Origin of the sequence: Acinetobacter sp. Colony158 (assembly GCF_019264745.1) — a bacterium.
GTDB classification, from domain to species: domain Bacteria; phylum Pseudomonadota; class Gammaproteobacteria; order Pseudomonadales; family Moraxellaceae; genus Acinetobacter; species Acinetobacter ursingii.
Window position 1 is genome coordinate 2656850 of record NZ_CP078523.1, and the last position, 17906, is coordinate 2674755.

A 17906-nucleotide genomic window follows, 5' to 3' on the forward strand; every position below is an offset into this window, starting at 1 on the left:
ATTTCTAAGCTATCTATGCGATAGAAAGCTATAAAATCTTATTAATAAATCATTTAATAACAATGAGTTAATTTAATAATTTGATATTATGCTTTAAAAATAAGTTAAATCATAAGCGTATGATTTTATTATATTATTAAAGAGTAAGAAAAATATTGATTTAAAAAGAGCAATAAGTCAACTTGATTTAAAATTGAATCCACTCGCTTTAGGCATTAAAAAGCAAGACAAAACAAGGTATCATAAGCCGTTTTGCATCATCATCTTTTGGAGACCCCTGAGTGGAGCGACCGACCATTAATCCTGAACACTTACAGGAAGCCGCAGAAAACTTAACAACAATTCGTGATTTTATCCGTTTTGGAGTGACTGCATTACGTCAATACGATGCTCATTTAGGTCAGGGAACCGAAGATTATTTTGCAGAAAGCTCTGCGCTAGTTTTACAAACGCTTTCTTTAGAATGGGCCGCAGATGCCGAGATTCTGGATGCAAAACTTTTACCAAGTGAAAAAGCTGAATTTTTAAGTTTGCTTGAGCGCCGTGTTAATGAGCGTATTCCGACCTCTTATTTGCTCAATCTAGCTTACTTTGCCAACAAGCCCTTTTATGTCGATGAACGTGTGTTAATTCCGCGTTCACCTATTGCTGAACTGATTGAACAGCGTTTTGCGCCGTATTGTCTGGATGAACATGGCAATATGAATGAGGCAATAAATAATTTACCTGAAAACTCAAATCCTAAAACTCCACAACGTATTTTAGATATGTGTACAGGTTCAGGCTGCATCGCAATTGCTTTGGCTTATGCATTTCCAGAGTCGGAAGTGGATGCAACTGATATTTCCAAAGATGCGCTTGAAGTCGCTGCGATTAATACAGAGCATCACGATAAACAATATCAAGTTGCGCTATTAGAGTCTGACTTATTTTCAAAAATTCCTGCCGAAAATCAATATGATTTAATCGTTAGTAATCCGCCTTATGTAGATGCTGAAGATATGGCAGATTTGCCTGAAGAATTTTTACATGAACCAGAACTGGCTTTGGCAGCAGGTCAGGATGGTTTGGATCTGGTACGTAAAATGTTGGCTCAAGCGGCAGATTATTTAACTGAAGATGGTTTAATTGTCATTGAAGTGGGTAATTCTGAATGGGCAATGCGTCAGAATTTTCATACCATTGACTTCCACTGGTTGACCTTTAAAAAAGGTGGTTCAGGTATTTTTGCTTTAACCGCAGAGCAATGCCGCCGTTATCAGCGTTTATTTCAAGAATCTTTAGAAGCTTAAAGGAGTTGTAAATATGGCAGGGAATAGTATTGGACAACTCTTTCGTGTGACCACCTGCGGTGAATCACATGGTGTCGGTTTAATGGCGATTGTCGATGGTGTTCCACCGGGACTTGAGCTGTGTGAAGAAGATTTGCAAAAAGATTTAGATCGTCGTAAACCGGGAACCTCCAAATTTGCAACGCAGCGTAAAGAACCTGATGAAGTTGAAATTATTTCAGGGGTTTTTGAGGGTAAAACGACAGGAACATCAATTGGTTTACTCATTCGCAATACAGACCAGAAATCGAAAGATTATGGCAATATTGCTCAAACCTTTCGCCCGGGACATGCGGATTATACCTATACGCAAAAGTATGGTTTCCGTGATTATCGTGGTGGCGGACGTTCGAGTGCGCGCGAAACAGCAATGCGTGTTGCAGCGGGTGCAATTGCAAAAAAATATTTGTCTGAAAAATTTGGTATCATGATTCGTGGTCATGTCACCCAAATTGGTCATGAAATTGCAGAAAAACTGGACTGGACTGAAGTTCCAAATAATCCATTTTTCTGTGGTGATGTTGCTGCCGTACCGCGTTTTGAAGCCTTAGTGACTTCTTTACGTGAACAAGGTACAAGCTGTGGCGCAAAACTGGAAATTTTAGCCGAAAAAGTTCCAGTGGGTTGGGGTGAGCCTGTATTTGACCGTTTAGATGCTGATATTGCACATGCCATGATGAGCATCAACGCTGTAAAAGGTGTAGAAATTGGTGATGGTTTTGCTGTAGCAGGTCAGTTTGGTCATGAAAGTCGAGATGAGTTAACCACAGACGGTTTTCTTGCTAATCATGCAGGTGGTATTTTAGGTGGTATTTCTAGTGGGCAGACTATTCGTGTCGCTATTGCACTTAAACCAACCGCAAGTATTACCACTTCAGGTAAAACCATTAATCTGGATCGTGAAAATACCGACGTATTAACCAAAGGTCGTCATGATCCTTGCGTGGGTGTTCGGGCAACACCTATTGCGGAAGCGATGCTTGCGATTGTTTTGATGGATCACTTCATGAGAAACCGTGCGCAAAATGCGGATGTCGTTGTTCCATTTGCACCAATCGAATCTTAAGTTAGTCTTATATAAAAAACTCACCAGCATCTTTCGGTGAGTTTTTATTGCAAAACAGATTTAAGAAGAATATACACTGACAAAATTTTGGTAAGCAGATGAAGCTCGACCATCAATATACATTGGTCGTTTGATGGCACCGTGGTCTGTACTAATTTGAACATCAATGCGTTTTGCATTTTTAAAGTCATTTAAAAAACTGTTTGGAACTACAATATGGTTCGATGAGCGTTTCGGTTCTAAACGGCTGATATATTCAAGTTCAGTGGGTTGTGTTGGGGTATAACTCAGATGTTTACCATCCACGATAAAAGTTATTTTTTTGATATCATAATAGAGATAACTACTATTTAAACGCACATCAATACGAAGTTGATTTTTATTCTCCGAATTCCATGAGGCCGCCATAATCGGACACTGTTCATTGGGTTTACATAGTAATAATCCTGCTGTAGCTAATCGATCAGTGTTACTTTTATTTTCAGGAACAGTGGCACAACCGTGTAATAAAATGAAAGCTGTCATTAGTCCAACTATTTTTTTCATTTCAGATTTCCCCTTAAATATGTTGTATTCATTTTCTTAATCTTCATCTATGCCCAGAAAATGAAAGGGTGGTGCCGTTTTGAATTGTGCTGTTGCATCACCTGCATAGATATTCTCTTGATTTTTACCTAAATCTAACTTACGTGTCACCCCATCTTTGAAATTAATTTTGTTAAGATCGACCCAGAAACTATTGGGTGAAAGCGCAGATTCGAAAAAGTAAAGTTTACGCTTATGATCAACGACCGTACGCCAGCGGGTTGAAGAGATATTGGGTTCTTCTTGAGTATTCAGCCCATAAGGGACAGAGACATTCCGAATAACACTGAAAACGGAGGCAAGTGCTTCTTTAGGATCATCATTTTTAGGAATCGCATTGATATAAAAAGAAGCTCTGGCAAAACGATCTGATGCGCGATTGGTGCCTGGAAGAAAAATCGTTCCACCAATTTGTTTCCAATATTCATTGAGTGCAAGTTGCTCATCAAAAATAGGAGAGTTGGTCATTACTTGATAACTTGAATCATGATGAATAACTTGTTTACCGTTAATGTATTCAACTATTGCATTGTCTCCTGTTTTATCAGAAATAGATAAGTGCAAGGTCGTTAAACGTTTCTCACCTGGCACGGCATCAGTAACGATAATAAAGGGTTCTTTTTGTAGAGCTTTAACTGCTTCATCGACAGTTGCAAAATTATCTAGGACATATTGCGCCCACGCAGCAATTGTCAGTTTGGGTTTATCTGATTTGGTTCGATCTGGATATTGAGATTCAACAAGCCAAAGCAAGTTGGCATTTAAGCCTGCTTCATTGACACCATCTGTAGTTGAAATATCGTATCCTGTTGCAACTACACTGCCATATTTAGAGGTCCAATGAATCGAATTTTTCCCCACATTGCCACTGCGTTTTACACCACTAGGCAAAATCCATAAGTTGGTGCCGACATCCTGTTTCCAGTCCATAGAGCGGGCAGTAATAATGGTTTGGTTATTCCCTTGATACACCACCCGCGTACAACTTTCTGCTGTAAGGGATACCCAAAATAAACTACCGCCGATTAAACTACTTATGAGTGCTTTTTTAATCATTGTCATGTCCTCTTGTGAAGTATTTTTAATGCTTTTTTATGAGTTATGTCATTGGTTAATTTAGCGTGATTTATTTTGAATAGATGATTTTTTAACAAATTTCAGCATAAATGCTTCATGGCAGTTCGTTTATTTAATATTTTATAAGTAAAAATTAATTTATTTTTTAGAGGAATTATATATTTTAATATTATTTTAACTTTATGTAGACTGGTCTGTATGTTTTTAATATAATAAGTTTAATCTACTCAGTTCTTAAATATCAGAATTTGCTCATAATAATTTTTTTAGTATCAATTTTATTTGATGTGATATCAGATGTTTAATGAATACAAATATTTAGCCAATTTTGTTAAGATCAAGAGAGTACTCGATTTACCATTTGTGCGTTTTATAGCCTGCTTCTTCCCCAAGTGGCAGGTTTTTTTTATGCTCAAAATCTATATCAAAAAGCAGCACTCATTCATATTTTTGTAAAAATTGAATGTTAAATTAATTTGAAAATCAAAGGGCATTGCGCAATGAAAAAAACCAATGAGACTAACTTAGATTATTTAAATAATATTATTGATGATTTTAAAGATACTAAAGAAAAGCCCAGTAAAATTTTAATAGGTTATAAAATATATGCTGAACTAATGAATGATGCTAAGTTCAAAAGCGAAATACTAGAATCTGCTTTAGATCCGAATAAACGTAAGTATCGAAAATTAAAAATAAAAATTACTCAAGATGAATATCAACTTAAAATTGAATCAAGTTAATGATTGTCAAAATAATCTTTTGAGAAATAAGCCATTTTTTGAATGGCTTATCATTTGAATTTGTTCCAAATGTTGTTCGATATTATGTGTTTTCAAAATTTTTTCATTGTTTCGAAATCTTTTTAAAGATTGCCAATGATTCTATTGGCAATCAGGTTATTGACCTTTGTATTTGATAATAATTTTAAAGAAAAAATGTTTTGATGAGAGTGCTAAGTTTGATCATTGAACTCAGGCTCATTCAATTATTCCAATTTAGTCTTTACAATATACTCAAAAAATACGTATATAAGGCCATATCCCCAGAAAAAACATAGATTATCTTCCAATATACACAAGGTATGGTTGAGTTTCTATGGAAACTAAGATTACGGTCCTACCGACTTTTCCGATTGACTTAGCAGTAGATCGGGTGAATAGTATTTCATAAAAGCTTGGCATTAGACTTCTTTCATGATTGTTTAACCCTCTTTATTTTTCTCCCATTAGGACAAATAAAAGTAAGCTACGAAAGAAGTCTATTCAAATTGATTATTTTTTAAGAATTGTTTTGTTTATTAATTGTTTATATATCTGGTCAAGCTTTGTAAAGCAGTAAACAATAAGCTGAAAAGGTTTAAATAGTATGGATAAAATGAGAACAACAGTAAAATATGTCGTGCTCAAAGGTGATGATTATCAACTCGGAACTGCTTTACATGAAGAGCATCTGGATGCGGGGAGTACATATTTTGACAATATACCTTCTGTGGTGACTTTTAATGGGCGTGATTTTCGGGTCAAGTATAAAGAGTTGATACGCAAACAAACCTATGATGAAAATGATGAATCTCAACACATTTTAGTGAAAATGATTTCAATGAACTAACTAAATTTAACAGTTTAAAGTTTAAAATCGCGGATAATCTATAAAGTTTAAGTTGAAGTGTGAAATCAAATAATGACTAAAAAGATCTTATTTATTTTATGTGGCGGTACTCTTGTTTTATCTGCTTGTAGCACAACCAAGACACCTACGCCACAAAAAATTGGAATGCCTAATCCAGCAAGTCAGTACTGTATCGACCAAGGCGGTAAGTTGGAGATGAAAAAAAATGCAAATGGTGATGCTTATGCCAATTGTATTTTACCAGACGGTCGTGTCATTGAAGAATGGCAATTATTTAGACAAGATCATCCTCAAAAATAAAGTACAAAAAAAGCTCAGAAAACATAAGCATTCTGAGCCTTTTTATGGGTCAAAATTTATAACATTACAAACATAATAATCAAACCCAAAGCAATCCGATACCAAGCGAAAACACGTAAAGTATGTTTTTCCACAAAACGCACTAAAGCTTTTACTACAAATAATGCAGCGAGAAAAGCCGTGATAAAACCAAGTGCAATATTGGTCATATTATCCGCGGTGAGTACATTTGCATTACGAATTAAGTCAAAGGTTGCTGCACCGAGCATTGTAGGCATCGCCAGAAAAAAAGAGAACTCGGTCGCTGCTTTACGTGAAAGCCCTGCAAACATCCCACCTACAATCGTTGCACCAGATCTTGATGTCCCAGGGATCATGGCAACACATTGAGCTAGACCAACCAATAAAGCCTGTTTAAAGGTGATTTGAGTGGCTTCCGTAGTTTTATGATCAAACTTGATGGATTCTGCCCAGAAAATAATTAGACCACCCACAATCAATGCAATGGCGACAACTAAAGGGCTAAACAGTACAGATTTAATAAAATCGACGGCCATCACACCAATAATGACCGCAGGAAAAAAAGCAATCAAAACACTAATACAAAAGTGCCGCGCCTCTGCATCCCCACTAAAAAAACCTTTAATCAAATCGACGATTTTTTGTCGGTATAACCAGCAAACTGCCAAAATTGCACCTAACTGAATCACGACTTCAAACACACGTCCACTATCAGAATGAAAATCAATCAGATGACCAAAAAGAATAAGGTGTCCAGTACTAGAAATAGGTAAAAACTCAGTTAGGCCTTCAATTAGTCCTAAAAAGAGAGCCTTAAAGGCTTCAAGGTGTTGCATGGATGATTACTCATGAATCAGATTTAATGATATTAATTAAAAAGAAAGGTGAGAGTGTAAGTAAAAAACTAAATATTTTTCAAATCATAACAGCCTTACTTTTATTCTTTTTTAAGAAATACAGTTTTCTTAAAGTTCAAAATTGTATACGCATTAACGCAAGGATCGAATAGATGGTTCGGTTTCCATTGTTAATATTTGTGAAAATTTTATCCTCAGTGAGAAGCTAATGCTTTTTTCCAGTCTCAGGAGTAGGGAATTTATAAAATATCATTTAAATTAATGAGAATCATTTGTAATTGATTTTGCGTTCTTGTATATTAGCGCCACTGGAAAGTTTCATGGGCTTGCCAGAAATAAAAAGACTACTTCAGTAGTCTGTACAGCGTGATCCTTAACAACCCCATTGTGTTGAGCAATGGGTTTTTTTATTAAAGTCGTTAAGTGCAATTCTGTATCAATCACACTGACCAGTGATCTAAACAGAATGATTGATCATTTGATTGCATCTTCAATTTCCTGAATATTAATTTTTTGCATACGAAACATCGCATTCATGGCGCGTTGGGAAATTTCGGAATCTGGGCTATTAATTAACTCAATCAGACGTTTCGGAACAATCTGCCAATGTATGCCGAATTGATCTTTCAGCCAACTACATTGCATCGCTTGACCACCATGTTGTAATAACGCAGACCATAAGTGATCCGTTTCCATTTGGCTTGACGTTTCTACAACTAGGGAAATCCCTTGGTTAAAACTGAAATGATGTGAATAAGAGGAATCCATACAATATAAAATATAATCATCAATTATAAATTGCGCGTGTTGTACATATTCAGGATTCTCTGAACGATTTTCTCCGTCTTTATAACGCATGATGCCACTGACTTCAGAATTGGGGAAAATTTGCGTATAAAATTGCATTGCATGCAGTGCTTTTCCCGCATTGTCTTCAGTAAACATTAACGTTGGAATCAACTGTTGAGTATTTAAGTCTTCTCTTGTATCCAAATAAAGTTGCCATGAAACGCCAAACCGATCCTGCACCCAGCCATACATCTCGCTCCAAGGATAACGATCCAAAGGCATTAAAATTGAACCGCCATCGATCAATTGATCCCAATAATATTGGATTTGCTCACTAGACTGGCTTAATAACATCAAGGAGATAGATGGATTAATCTGAAATTCAAGATCAGGTCCACCACTGAGTAGCATTAATCTTTGATTAAAAATAGAGAGTTGTGACACATAGTCATTGGTTTGCAGTAGCTGCGCGTTAAACAATGAGCTATAAAATTCTGCTGCCTCATTGCGGCCAGATTTTAACCATACACAGGGATAGATATCATTATTCATCGTTATACTTTTTTTATTGTGTTGATGATTATTTTATCAGTAAATTGGGTGAATATTAACCAAAAATATAAAACTATACATCAAGATTGAAAATAAACGCGACTAACATCTATGTAGAGCATTTTGGTACAGGAATCAATCCAATACCAAAATTAATCATTAAGAAGATGACTTTTGTTGTTCAAGTTGTTGTTTTAAATATAAATCAACATAGTATTTTTCAGTGTAGTCATCTGCATATTGGTTCGCCTGACTCCGCGTTTTAGTCTTCTCAGTCTTTTCTATAAGACCTGATTCAGGTGAATAAAGGAGCACCCACCATTGTCGATTAATACGTCTAACATTGAAAAGCTCTTTACTATATTTACGTTTTGCCATTGTGAATCATGTGATGGAAAGTATTGAGACCAGTTCTACTTGAGCCTTACACTTAAGTCAACACAGACCTTAGGTAACTGTTCAAATTTTATAAAAATAATGAAATCTTTTAAATTTTAAATAAATAGACTTAAAAAATGAGACAAGAAATAGAGTTAATACATGAAATTTACTGTAAATGTAGTGTTGTCTTTTGTTAAGTTGTAAAAATCAAATTTAATTTAATTATCAATATAAGATTTTGATATTTAATAAATTTTTTTTAATTTTAAATTGTAAAAAATGCTTACTAATTATACAATTGTAAGCTATTTCTCACAATCTTGTAAGCCAAAAGCTTATTCATTTGAAATCTCATGAAACTATACTCACTCCAGCACATCAAAAAGGCATCTTGACTATTAAATAGAAAGCTGAATATTAACTGAGAGATCTGGAAAAAATAATAAAGATATCTTTATTAATATAAATCGTCTAAATAATAGAGAAGAATCTCAAATAATCAATTGATGTGCCAATATCTCTCCTCTTTGGGGGAGGAGGAGAGATAATTATTCAATCACTAATCTATAGGGTATTGGTATGTTCATCATTAAAAATATATTTGTATTTTTATTATCCATCGTTTGTTTATGCCTAATGCTCATTGTTTTTAATTATTTAGGATTTATGAAAATCATAAACCTTGTTGTTTCTTCAGTTATTTTTGGAACTTTTATCACCTTATATTTTAAGGAGATCAAGTTATGTATGACTCTATTTGCGCTGTTTTTTGGTGCAATGTTATGTATAAGTCAGACCATGGAAGTGGTTCTTATGTTTTTAATTACGCTGTTGGTCTATTTTACAATTACCACGATGATGCCAAAGCTAAAAAATATACAAATCAAAATTAATCAGCCTATAGGAATGGATTAATTTTTAAACAAATAAAGCCAGTATTTATTTTATCTTGTAGATAAAAGAATACATTATTTCCAATAATCATTATAAATTCAAGTTTTAATAAAAGATCTAACTAAGATAAAAAAAGATGTTTTTAATATTATTAAAATATATTATAACGCAGATATTTTTGAATCAAAAAACGGTTGCTTTACCCTAAACAGCAAGGGTATGGCATAAAAATTTTAATGAAGGATTGTAATGTTAAGAGTTTTTTTTATTGCCTGTTTGGTTGTGCCTAACTTTGCTTTTGCCTTGTCTCCAGATCAGGAGTGTCAACAAATTGCAGAAGTCGCAGCAGCAGTGATGCAACAACGTCAAGATGGTGTACCTTATTCGACTCAACAGCGAATTTCACAAGAATTTAGTTCCGAAGAAACCAAAGAGTTTTATATGGATATTGTTGAAGATGCCTATACAGAAAAACAGTTAAATACTGATACTGCCAAAGAGCAAGCGACTCAGGCTTTTGGCAAGTCTTATTATGATCGTTGTATGGCTCCAGAATAAGTTTTAGGTACTAGATCGCTGTTTACAAAACAATAAATGGCAGGAAGACTGTGATTTATCCAATAAAAGTAAGTGAAGACTTAGCTTAAGTTTTATAAAATTACAGCGTTATCTAATCTTGCATATAGTTTTGTCGATATTGTTTGGGTGAAAGATCAAATTGTCGCTTAAATGCTTGACTAAACGCGGTTTCCGAAGAGTAGCCGACATTATTGGCAATCTTTTGAATCGTGAGATTACTCTCTCTTAATAACTGGCTGGCAAGACGTAAACGATGTTGTTGTAAATATGCTAAGGGTGTTTCATGAATGATGCTTTGAAACAGACTGGCAAATTTTGAACGAGACATGCAGCATTGTTCTGCAAGGGATTCAACTGTCCAAGGGTGTTCTGGACGACCATGTATTACAGCAAGTGCACTGGAAAGCTCAGGATGACTTAAGGCATTCAACCACGAGCCTTGATCATCAAGCTGAGAAATATAATCTCTGACACATTCGATCAACAAAATACTCATCAAATGATCAAAAATTTTATCGCGGCCGGGTAGGATCCGTTGCGTTTCTAGTGCCACAAAGTACAAGCCGACTCGCAGCCATTCTGGCCCAGTCGAACTCATGGCATGATGAATATGAATATAAGAGGGAAGTGCACTGAGTAAAGGTCGTGCCATCAAAGTATCAATATGGCAACGTACCGTAAAAATTAATGCAGATTCAGAGGATCGAGTTCCGATTTCAATTGCATCGTCCCGATGACCTTTAAAAAAATCACTAACATCTAAACTATCAATCAGTTTGTTGTCCTGACTATTTGAGCCATGATGGGCATTTCCAGATGGAATTAAAACAATATCGCCAGCCTGTGCAGTTAAACTGGTATTTGAATCAATTTTAAAATGAATAGAACCCATTAAAATAATATGCGCAATAACAGCATGCTGTTCCTGCATGGAAAATGCCCATTCTCCCTGCGCTTTTATATAAATATATTCAGATTTATTTAAATGAATATCGTCAAAAATTTTGCTTAATGCATCCATATTCGTTTTAAGTTTCTTTTTCCAGTATTGAAAGACAAAAGCAATCAGATAAAAAATGTGATTTTAGGACAAAAAAATGGTCGAAAATGCCAAAGACTTTTACATAGGTTTTTTGGACGCATGCAACTGTCTTTCAAAGTATAAATTCAACAAGATACAGATATCAAGAAAGAAAGGATGCGAGACATGAATGCTTCAGTAAAAGTCCAGCAAGAATTGCTCACGGTAGCTTCAAAGTCAAAATTAGAATTAGATCGTAAACGTTATATGTGGATGTTAGGGCCAGCTTTACCTGCCATTGGGATTGGTATTTTAGCGGGTTATCAATTTGCACCACGTCCATTGAAAAAGCTTTTTGCTTTAGGTGGTCCAATTGTATTACATGTGATTATTCCGACCATTGATACCATTATTGGTAAAGATGCTAATAATCCGACTAATGAAGATATTAAGTTACTGGAAAATGATCCATATTATGCCACTTTAGTCAAAACTTTTATTCCATTACAATATGCCGCAAATGTTTATGCCTGTTATATTGCCAGCAGTAAAGAAACCTCATTTTTAGATAAAATTTTAATTGGTATCTCTATGGGAGCGGTGAACGGTATTGCGATTAATACTGCACATGAACTCAGTCATAAACAAGACCGGATTGATCATCTCTTGTCTCATATGGCCCTTGTTCCGACAGGATATAACCATTTCCGCGTTGAACATCCTTATGGACATCATAAACGTGCTGCGACACCTGAAGATCCAGCATCTTCACAAATGGGAGAGACATTTTATGAGTTTTGGCCTCGTACGGTATTGGGTTCTTTAAAATCAGCTATTGAAATTGAAACCAACCGATTAAAACGTAAGGGTAAACAGTTCTGGTCTAAAGATAATGAACTGCTACAAGGTTGGGCAATGAGTGCCACTTTCCATGCCTCAATGGTTAAATTGTTTGGAAAAGGGGCAATTCCTTATCTAGCAACTCAGGCATTTTATGGCATCAGCTTGTTTGAAATCATTAACTATATTGAACACTATGGTTTATTGCGTCAGAAAAAAGCTGACGGTAACTATGAGCGTACCATGCCAGAGCATAGTTGGAACAACAATAACATCGTGACTAATTTATTTTTATATCAGTTGCAACGTCACTCAGATCATCATGCTTATCCAACTCGTCCATTTCAGGCATTGCGTCATTTTGATGAAGCGCCTGAGCTGCCAAGTGGTTATGCGAGTATGTTATTGCCTGCATTGATTCCGTCAATGTGGTTTAAGATGATGGATAAACGTGTTTTTGATCACTACAAAGGTGATTTGAATAAAGCCAATATTTATCCTAAACGTCGCGCTAAAATTTTTGCGAAGTTTGGTTTGGTCGATAAATCATTGCAAACTGAAGAAAACTCGACCAACTCATAAGTTTTATCTAAGTTTTCCTTGAACAGCCCTAATTGTGTTTAGGGCTTTTTTTATAGTTTAAGCTTCCAACGCTTTTAGCATCCAGATTTCACAGGCTTGACTGTGACCAGTCTGACCACGTGGTTGAGCTAAGTGTTGAAAGCCCAATCTTTCATACAAACTGACTGCTTCTTTAAGTGCTGCTGTTGTTTCCAGATAACAATCATGGAAACCTTGTGTTTTGGCGAAATCAAAACATTGCTGTAAAAGTTTTTTAGCAAAACCCTGACCGCGTAAGACAGGCAGGAAATACATTTTTTGAATTTCGAGTAAAGTGGAATCTCCCAATAATGGCGCAATGCCACCACCACCCAACACGTTATCATGTTGATCTACAATCACCCAATATTGACTGTTGGGATGATGATAAACCTCAGACATTTGATCCAGTATTGGGTCCGAAACTGCAAATCCTGCATCTGTGGCTAGACCATATTCTTTTGAGACTTCACGGATGACCTGAGCAATTTGGGGATTATCCTTGGTTTGGATAGGACGTATAAAATACATTGATAAGTATGAATAAAAAAGTGGAATCGAATTTAGCTTAAATCCAGATTCCACTCAAGTCGATTTATTTTCAATGAAATATTGTTGAAAATTATTTTAATTCACTGGAAGATTTACCGAGTTCACGACGTGCAATAATCAGTTGCTGGATTTGCTGTGTTCCTTCAAAAATATCTAGAATCTTAGAGTCACGTGCCCATTTTTCCAATAATTCATCTTCGTTATAACCTACGCTGGCTGCCAACTCGACACATTTTAAGGTAATATCGTTGCCAATTCGACCTGCTTTGGCTTTGGCAATAGAAGCTTCTTTGGAATTTGGCTTTTTATTATCTGCCATCCATGTGGCTTTTAAAGTCAGCAAGCGTGCAGCTTCCCATTCAGCTTCCATCCGATAGATTTGAGCAGCAATATTAGAGGTCTGCAAATAAGGCGTTGCATAGTCTGCTTCAAGCTCATCTTTAAAAATTTCTTTAATACGCTCTAGTGAGGCTTTGGCACAACCGACGGCCATTGCTGCAACCAGCGGGCGGGTATTGTCAAACGTTTCCATCACACCCGCAAAACCTTTGGTGACATCGACTTCAGCATTGCCTAACAAATTGGCCGCAGGAACACGACAGTCGATAAAGCTAATCGCCGCTGTATCTGAGGCTTTAATCCCTAATTTATGTTCCAGACGCTCAACTTTCATGCCGGGTGTACCTTTAGGAACCACAAAGGATTTAATGGCGGCACGACCTAATTTGCGATCCAGTGTTGCCCAAACTACAACAGAGTCAGCGCGTTCGCCAGAGGTCACAAAGATTTTTTCACCATTCAGGATATAGTCGTCACCGTCTTGGGTGGCGGTGGTTCGAATGGCAGCAGAATCAGAACCACAACCCGGTTCGGTAATCGCCATCGCAGCCCATGTGCCTTTAAAGCGTTCGAGTTGCTCATCGTTAGCAACGGCTGCTATTGCTGAATTGCCTAAACCTTGACGGGGCATACTCAGTAATAGCCCTGTATCTCCGTAGCACATTTCAATGATGCTGAGTGCTGTAGATAGATTGGTGCCATTACGGTTGCCTTGATCCTGACTTTCATTGCGTTTTCCTGCTCCAGCCGCGCCAGCATTCATGCCTTCGCCACCTTCATTCATCCCGTCAACCAATGACGCGAGCATATCCAGTTCTTTGGGATAAGCATGTTCAGCTTTGTCATATTTACGTGAAATAGGACGTAAAACATTCAGTGCAACTTCATGCGCCTGATCAATCAGCATCTTAAATTTTTTAGGATTTTGTAAGTTCATTTAATTTTTCTCCGATTAAGCATGCAGACCTGAATGTAAAATTGCTGTAGCACGTAAATCACGATACCAGCGCTCAACAGGGTGTTCTTTGGTAAAACCATGACCGCCTAAAACTTGTACGCCATCTGTGCCAATTTTCATGGATTTTTCAGCACATAATAAACGCGCCAGATATGCTTCACGGTGAAATGGTTGACCTGCTTCAGCCAGACTTGCTGCATTTAAAATCAACATACGCATGGCATCGATTTCAATCGCCATATCCGCGATCATAAATGCGACACTTTGACGATGTGAAATTGGTTCTCCAAATGCAGTACGTTCATTGGCGTAAGTAATACAGTAGGCTTTGACTGTTTCACATGTACCGACTGCCATTGAACACCACATTAGATTGCCTAGATCTATAAATGCGCTGTAATCAAATTCTTGGTCACCCAAACGTGTTGCGGGTGTATTTTGAAAGTTCAATGTGACTGATTGAGTAGCTTTAAGTCCCATTGCAGGCGAGCTTTTTAAATGGATACTATCGTCACGCTCTACAACGAAAACATCGGCCTGACCATTGAAATCCGCACTGACCAGCAATAAATCAGCCGTTTCCCCTAAAACGACTAAAGTTTTTTCGCCCGTAATATAAAACTGATCATGGGTTAACGTGGCTTTGGTTTTGAGTTTAAATGGGTTAAATGCAGGCGTGTTTTCCTGTACTGCAAAGGTTGCCTGAATCTTGCTATCTGCGGCAAAAGCAGTTAGATATTTTGATTGAACCTCTTCGGAACCCCAGCGGGTCAGTGCATTGATCACGCTGAATGTACTGAGTAATCCTGCGGTTAAACTAAAATCACCCCGTGCCAGATGTTCTGCGATCAGGATATTACTCACAATATTTTGTTCTGCTGCCACACCGCCTAAGGCTTCAGGAAGGGCATAGTAATTAAGTCCTAAATCTTCGATATATTGCCAAAGTTGATCTGGGAATTTGGCATCATGATCGGCTTGATGTGCAAGTGGAGCTAAAACTTCTTGTGCAAATTGAGACATGGCCTCAACGGTCATTTGTTGTTCTTCAGTCAGGCTTAAATCAAACAGGTTTTTTTGCTGATTAGGTAAGCGTTGACGATCAATATTTTGAGGTTTAAAGGCTTTTTGAGTATGACTCAGTGCTTTAAATCCTGTTTTTGAACCTTGGTAAAGTGATTTTTCTATTAACTTGCGTAGCTTAAATTGGTCCAGTAAATCACTGGATGCCATTTTTGTCAGTAATGAAAGTCCAAAACCTTGGGCTTTATTGACCATATTCGTCATTGCGCTGCATCCTTCGCAGTATTAATTATTGTTTTTATGCTGACATGCATTAAATCAAAAAACCATGTCAGTGCTGACAGTGATATTTAAGGCTGATAAGTGGAAAATACGAAAGATGATATCAATCTAATCTTATGAATTTTATATGAAAATAAAAAAAGAATCGGAAAGTCAATTTAAAGAATTGACTAGGCTGACAAAGTTACAACCTAGTCGAGTATAAATTATCTATTGTTAAGCGTATTTGCGGATCATTTGTCTGACATTGGTTCTTGCATCAATGACGGTCATAAACGTGTAGGCACCTATGAATTTACGGCTGATAAACATAAACTCTTTAGGGGGAACTGAAAAGTAACGCGATGCCATCGATTTGCTGGCTTGTTGCATGACGCGGCTATGTAGTTGACTCTTTTTCCAGTTATAACGTTCTTGTTCATCCATCAAACCTTGTGGCATTTCAGGATTATTTTCAGGGCAGCTAAAGGCTTCAGTGGCAAGTAAAAACACTTTAGCCATGTCGGGTTTGATCGCTTGTGGAATTGAATCAAAAAATTCATAGCCTGTCATAGCTTTGACCATGGCATCGGCATCATGATGATAGCCTGCTGTGATTAAGCTGCGAGCGACATTTAACAGGTGGTCATCAAACTGACGAATAGCACCAAAGTCGAGCAATACAATCTTGTCCTTGATATCATCACCGTTGCCTAAACGTACCAAATAATTGCCAAAGTTTGGATCAGTCTGCATTTCACCCCATTCAAAAATTTCGCGAACTGCGATTTCGAGCGATGCTTCTCCAAGCAGATTGCGACGTTCCTGTGGTAATGACAGCATCACGGGACTATTGATTGGAACACCACGTTCAAAGGTCATGCATAAAATTTTATCGGTACAATAATCATCAATAATATGCGGCACGACATAACGAGGATCATGTTTGAGACGTTCTGCAAAGCGTCGTGTAGTTGCTGATTCTATGTCATAACTGACTTCGCGATGCATCATTTCACGAACTTCTTCAAACCATTGATCAAATTCACGGGTTTGGGGCACCATACGTGTCAGCTTGAGCATATTTTTAAATAAGCTCATATCTGAATCAATCGCTTCGGCAACGCCTGGATACTGGATTTTTAAGACCAATTCTAGTCCATCAGATTTACGTGTGGCACGATGGACCTGAGCCAGTGATGCAGTCCCAATCGGTTCATGATCAATAGTCAGTTCATGAAGTTTATCGCCGAGTTGTTCTTGTAAATGTTCTTTGATCGCTGGCCATGCGAGCGCAACAGTCTGGTTATTAAGTGTATTAAGTGCTTGAGTAATTTCTTCTGGCAAAAAGTGTTCGCCGTAGAGCGCCATCATCTGACCGATTTTAACAATCGAACCTTTGAGTTTTCCAATTTCTGAAACTAAATAATTTGCCTGTTCTGTCATCGCTTTTTTACGTTTTTTTTCTTTTTCCTCATCACTTGAGAAAAAAGAAGACGCATTTGCCGTTGCCCAGCGAGTACCCGCAAGCAATGAGGCTTTAGCGATAGATAAGCGTCGATCCATAGATGATGTTTTTAGGTTCTTAAGCTTATCGTTCTGATCAGACATATAAAATCCTTGCTAAAGTCATGCAGAGTCAATGAGTATAATTGTAGCGAATATTACATGCTATGACCGTATTAAAACAGTTAGAGTGGAAGAATGTTTATCTGAAATTTTTGGATAGTACAAAAAATATTCAAATTGAGGGTGTGAACATATTTGTAGCTCAGTTTTTTATGCAATCTGCGCGAACTTCGAGTTAAGCAGAAAAGCAAATTCAGTCAATAAGTGAACAATAGTCTTTTTACAAGACATGTTTATTTCTCCCTAATTTAGGAGAAACATAAAGAAGATTTAAACCATGAGGAAAGAGGTCTAATAGATCGATTGACACTCTACATACGAAACTTGATTTTAAGACTCTCGCGCATTTTTAATTGATTGACATGACTTAAAATATGCTGATCAATCATGGCCTGAACAGATCGATGCATAAAGCCTAAGGCATAGCCCTTGACAATAATAATGCTTGGTAAGGTGAAGAAAAAATACTTTGCATCTTCAAGTGATGCATCTTCAAAAACACCATGAGAGTTTAAGGCATCACAAAAATACTGTTTCTCAGCTTTAACATGGCCTGAATCTACATCATTCCAATAGTTTTCACGCATTGCAAAAAGATTGTTGTGTTTATAGCTCATTG

The 17906-nt window shown here is 36.8% G+C and carries 19 protein-coding genes; 8 read left to right on the forward strand and 11 right to left on the reverse strand.

Annotated features, from left to right (window positions below):
• Positions 1-281 precede the first annotated feature (281 nt).
• Both prmB and aroC read left to right on the forward strand, forming a co-directional pair.
• On the forward strand, positions 282-1292 hold the full coding sequence (gene prmB / locus JR005_RS10810; RefSeq protein ID WP_218665024.1) for a 50S ribosomal protein L3 N(5)-glutamine methyltransferase: 1011 nt from the start codon (positions 282-284) through the stop codon (positions 1290-1292).
• A gap of 13 nt (positions 1293-1305) precedes the next feature.
• Positions 1306-2397 (forward strand): chorismate synthase, encoded by a 1092-nt coding sequence (gene aroC, locus JR005_RS10815; RefSeq protein WP_204471575.1) that lies wholly within the window; start codon positions 1306-1308, stop codon positions 2395-2397.
• 60 nt (positions 2398-2457) lie between these two features.
• On the opposite strand, the gene JR005_RS10820 is transcribed toward aroC, so the two are convergent.
• Positions 2458-2943: a hypothetical protein gene (locus tag JR005_RS10820; protein ID WP_204471577.1), complete on the reverse strand. Its 486-nt coding sequence runs from the start codon at positions 2941-2943 to the stop codon at positions 2458-2460.
• 36 nt (positions 2944-2979) lie between these two features.
• Complete coding sequence (locus tag JR005_RS10825) at positions 2980-4038, reverse strand: linear amide C-N hydrolase (RefSeq protein ID WP_204471578.1); 1059 nt, start codon at positions 4036-4038, stop codon at positions 2980-2982.
• A gap of 521 nt (positions 4039-4559) precedes the next feature.
• On the opposite strand from JR005_RS10825, the gene JR005_RS10830 reads away from it, so the two are divergent.
• The 3 genes from JR005_RS10830 to JR005_RS10840 all read left to right on the forward strand — a co-directional run bounded on the left by JR005_RS10830 (position 4560) and on the right by JR005_RS10840 (position 5991).
• The gene (locus JR005_RS10830) at positions 4560-4802 is read left to right on the forward strand and encodes a hypothetical protein (RefSeq protein WP_004998239.1); all 243 of its coding nucleotides are present in this window, start codon (positions 4560-4562) and stop codon (positions 4800-4802) included.
• Between the two features lie 625 nt (positions 4803-5427).
• Complete coding sequence (locus JR005_RS10835) at positions 5428-5670, forward strand: hypothetical protein (protein ID WP_407078979.1); 243 nt, start codon at positions 5428-5430, stop codon at positions 5668-5670.
• Positions 5671-5742: 72 nt separating this feature from the next.
• Positions 5743-5991, forward strand: a complete 249-nt coding sequence (locus tag JR005_RS10840) for a DUF333 domain-containing protein (protein WP_004988137.1) — start codon at positions 5743-5745, stop codon at positions 5989-5991.
• A gap of 56 nt (positions 5992-6047) precedes the next feature.
• Here JR005_RS10840 and JR005_RS10845 read toward each other — a convergent pair whose 3' ends face one another.
• The 3 genes from JR005_RS10845 to JR005_RS10855 form a co-directional block, all read right to left on the reverse strand.
• Positions 6048-6848, reverse strand: a complete 801-nt coding sequence (locus tag JR005_RS10845) for an undecaprenyl-diphosphate phosphatase (protein WP_044433439.1) — start codon at positions 6846-6848, stop codon at positions 6048-6050.
• Between the two features lie 495 nt (positions 6849-7343).
• Positions 7344-8210 carry a VOC family protein gene (locus JR005_RS10850; protein WP_218665025.1) on the reverse strand — a complete coding sequence of 289 codons (867 nt, stop codon included), beginning with the start codon at positions 8208-8210 and terminating at the stop codon, positions 7344-7346.
• A gap of 159 nt (positions 8211-8369) precedes the next feature.
• Positions 8370-8588: a hypothetical protein gene (locus JR005_RS10855; protein WP_004988129.1), complete on the reverse strand. Its 219-nt coding sequence runs from the start codon at positions 8586-8588 to the stop codon at positions 8370-8372.
• A gap of 582 nt (positions 8589-9170) precedes the next feature.
• On the opposite strand from JR005_RS10855, the gene JR005_RS14905 reads away from it, so the two are divergent.
• On the forward strand, positions 9171-9506 hold the full coding sequence (locus tag JR005_RS14905; RefSeq protein WP_004998228.1) for a hypothetical protein: 336 nt from the start codon (positions 9171-9173) through the stop codon (positions 9504-9506).
• 228 nt (positions 9507-9734) lie between these two features.
• The gene (locus tag JR005_RS10860) at positions 9735-10043 is read left to right on the forward strand and encodes a hypothetical protein (protein WP_004988124.1); all 309 of its coding nucleotides are present in this window, start codon (positions 9735-9737) and stop codon (positions 10041-10043) included.
• A gap of 112 nt (positions 10044-10155) precedes the next feature.
• On the opposite strand, the gene JR005_RS10865 is transcribed toward JR005_RS10860, so the two are convergent.
• Complete coding sequence (locus JR005_RS10865) at positions 10156-11085, reverse strand: AraC family transcriptional regulator (RefSeq protein WP_218665026.1); 930 nt, start codon at positions 11083-11085, stop codon at positions 10156-10158.
• A 186-nt stretch (positions 11086-11271) separates the two neighbouring features.
• Here JR005_RS10865 and JR005_RS10870 point away from each other — a divergent pair, with 186 nt between their 5' ends.
• On the forward strand, positions 11272-12507 hold the full coding sequence (locus JR005_RS10870) for an alkane 1-monooxygenase (RefSeq protein ID WP_218665027.1): 1236 nt from the start codon (positions 11272-11274) through the stop codon (positions 12505-12507).
• A gap of 57 nt (positions 12508-12564) precedes the next feature.
• Here the strand turns inward: JR005_RS10870 and JR005_RS10875 are convergent, their stop codons facing one another.
• The 5 genes from JR005_RS10875 to JR005_RS10895 form a co-directional block, all read right to left on the reverse strand.
• Complete coding sequence (locus tag JR005_RS10875) at positions 12565-13056, reverse strand: GNAT family N-acetyltransferase (protein ID WP_218665028.1); 492 nt, start codon at positions 13054-13056, stop codon at positions 12565-12567.
• Between the two features lie 91 nt (positions 13057-13147).
• Positions 13148-14353, reverse strand: coding sequence for an acyl-CoA dehydrogenase family protein (locus tag JR005_RS10880; protein WP_218665029.1), 1206 nt, complete (start codon positions 14351-14353; stop codon positions 13148-13150).
• A 15-nt stretch (positions 14354-14368) separates the two neighbouring features.
• Complete coding sequence (locus JR005_RS10885) at positions 14369-15652, reverse strand: acyl-CoA dehydrogenase family protein (RefSeq protein WP_218665832.1); 1284 nt, start codon at positions 15650-15652, stop codon at positions 14369-14371.
• A 243-nt stretch (positions 15653-15895) separates the two neighbouring features.
• A complete protein-coding gene (locus JR005_RS10890; protein ID WP_119686087.1) occupies positions 15896-17269 on the reverse strand; it encodes an ABC1 kinase family protein in 1374 nt (457 codons plus the stop codon).
• 329 nt (positions 17270-17598) lie between these two features.
• On the reverse strand, positions 17599-17904 hold the full coding sequence (locus JR005_RS10895) for a hypothetical protein (protein ID WP_004998216.1): 306 nt from the start codon (positions 17902-17904) through the stop codon (positions 17599-17601).
• Between the last annotated feature and the right edge of the window lie 2 nt (positions 17905-17906).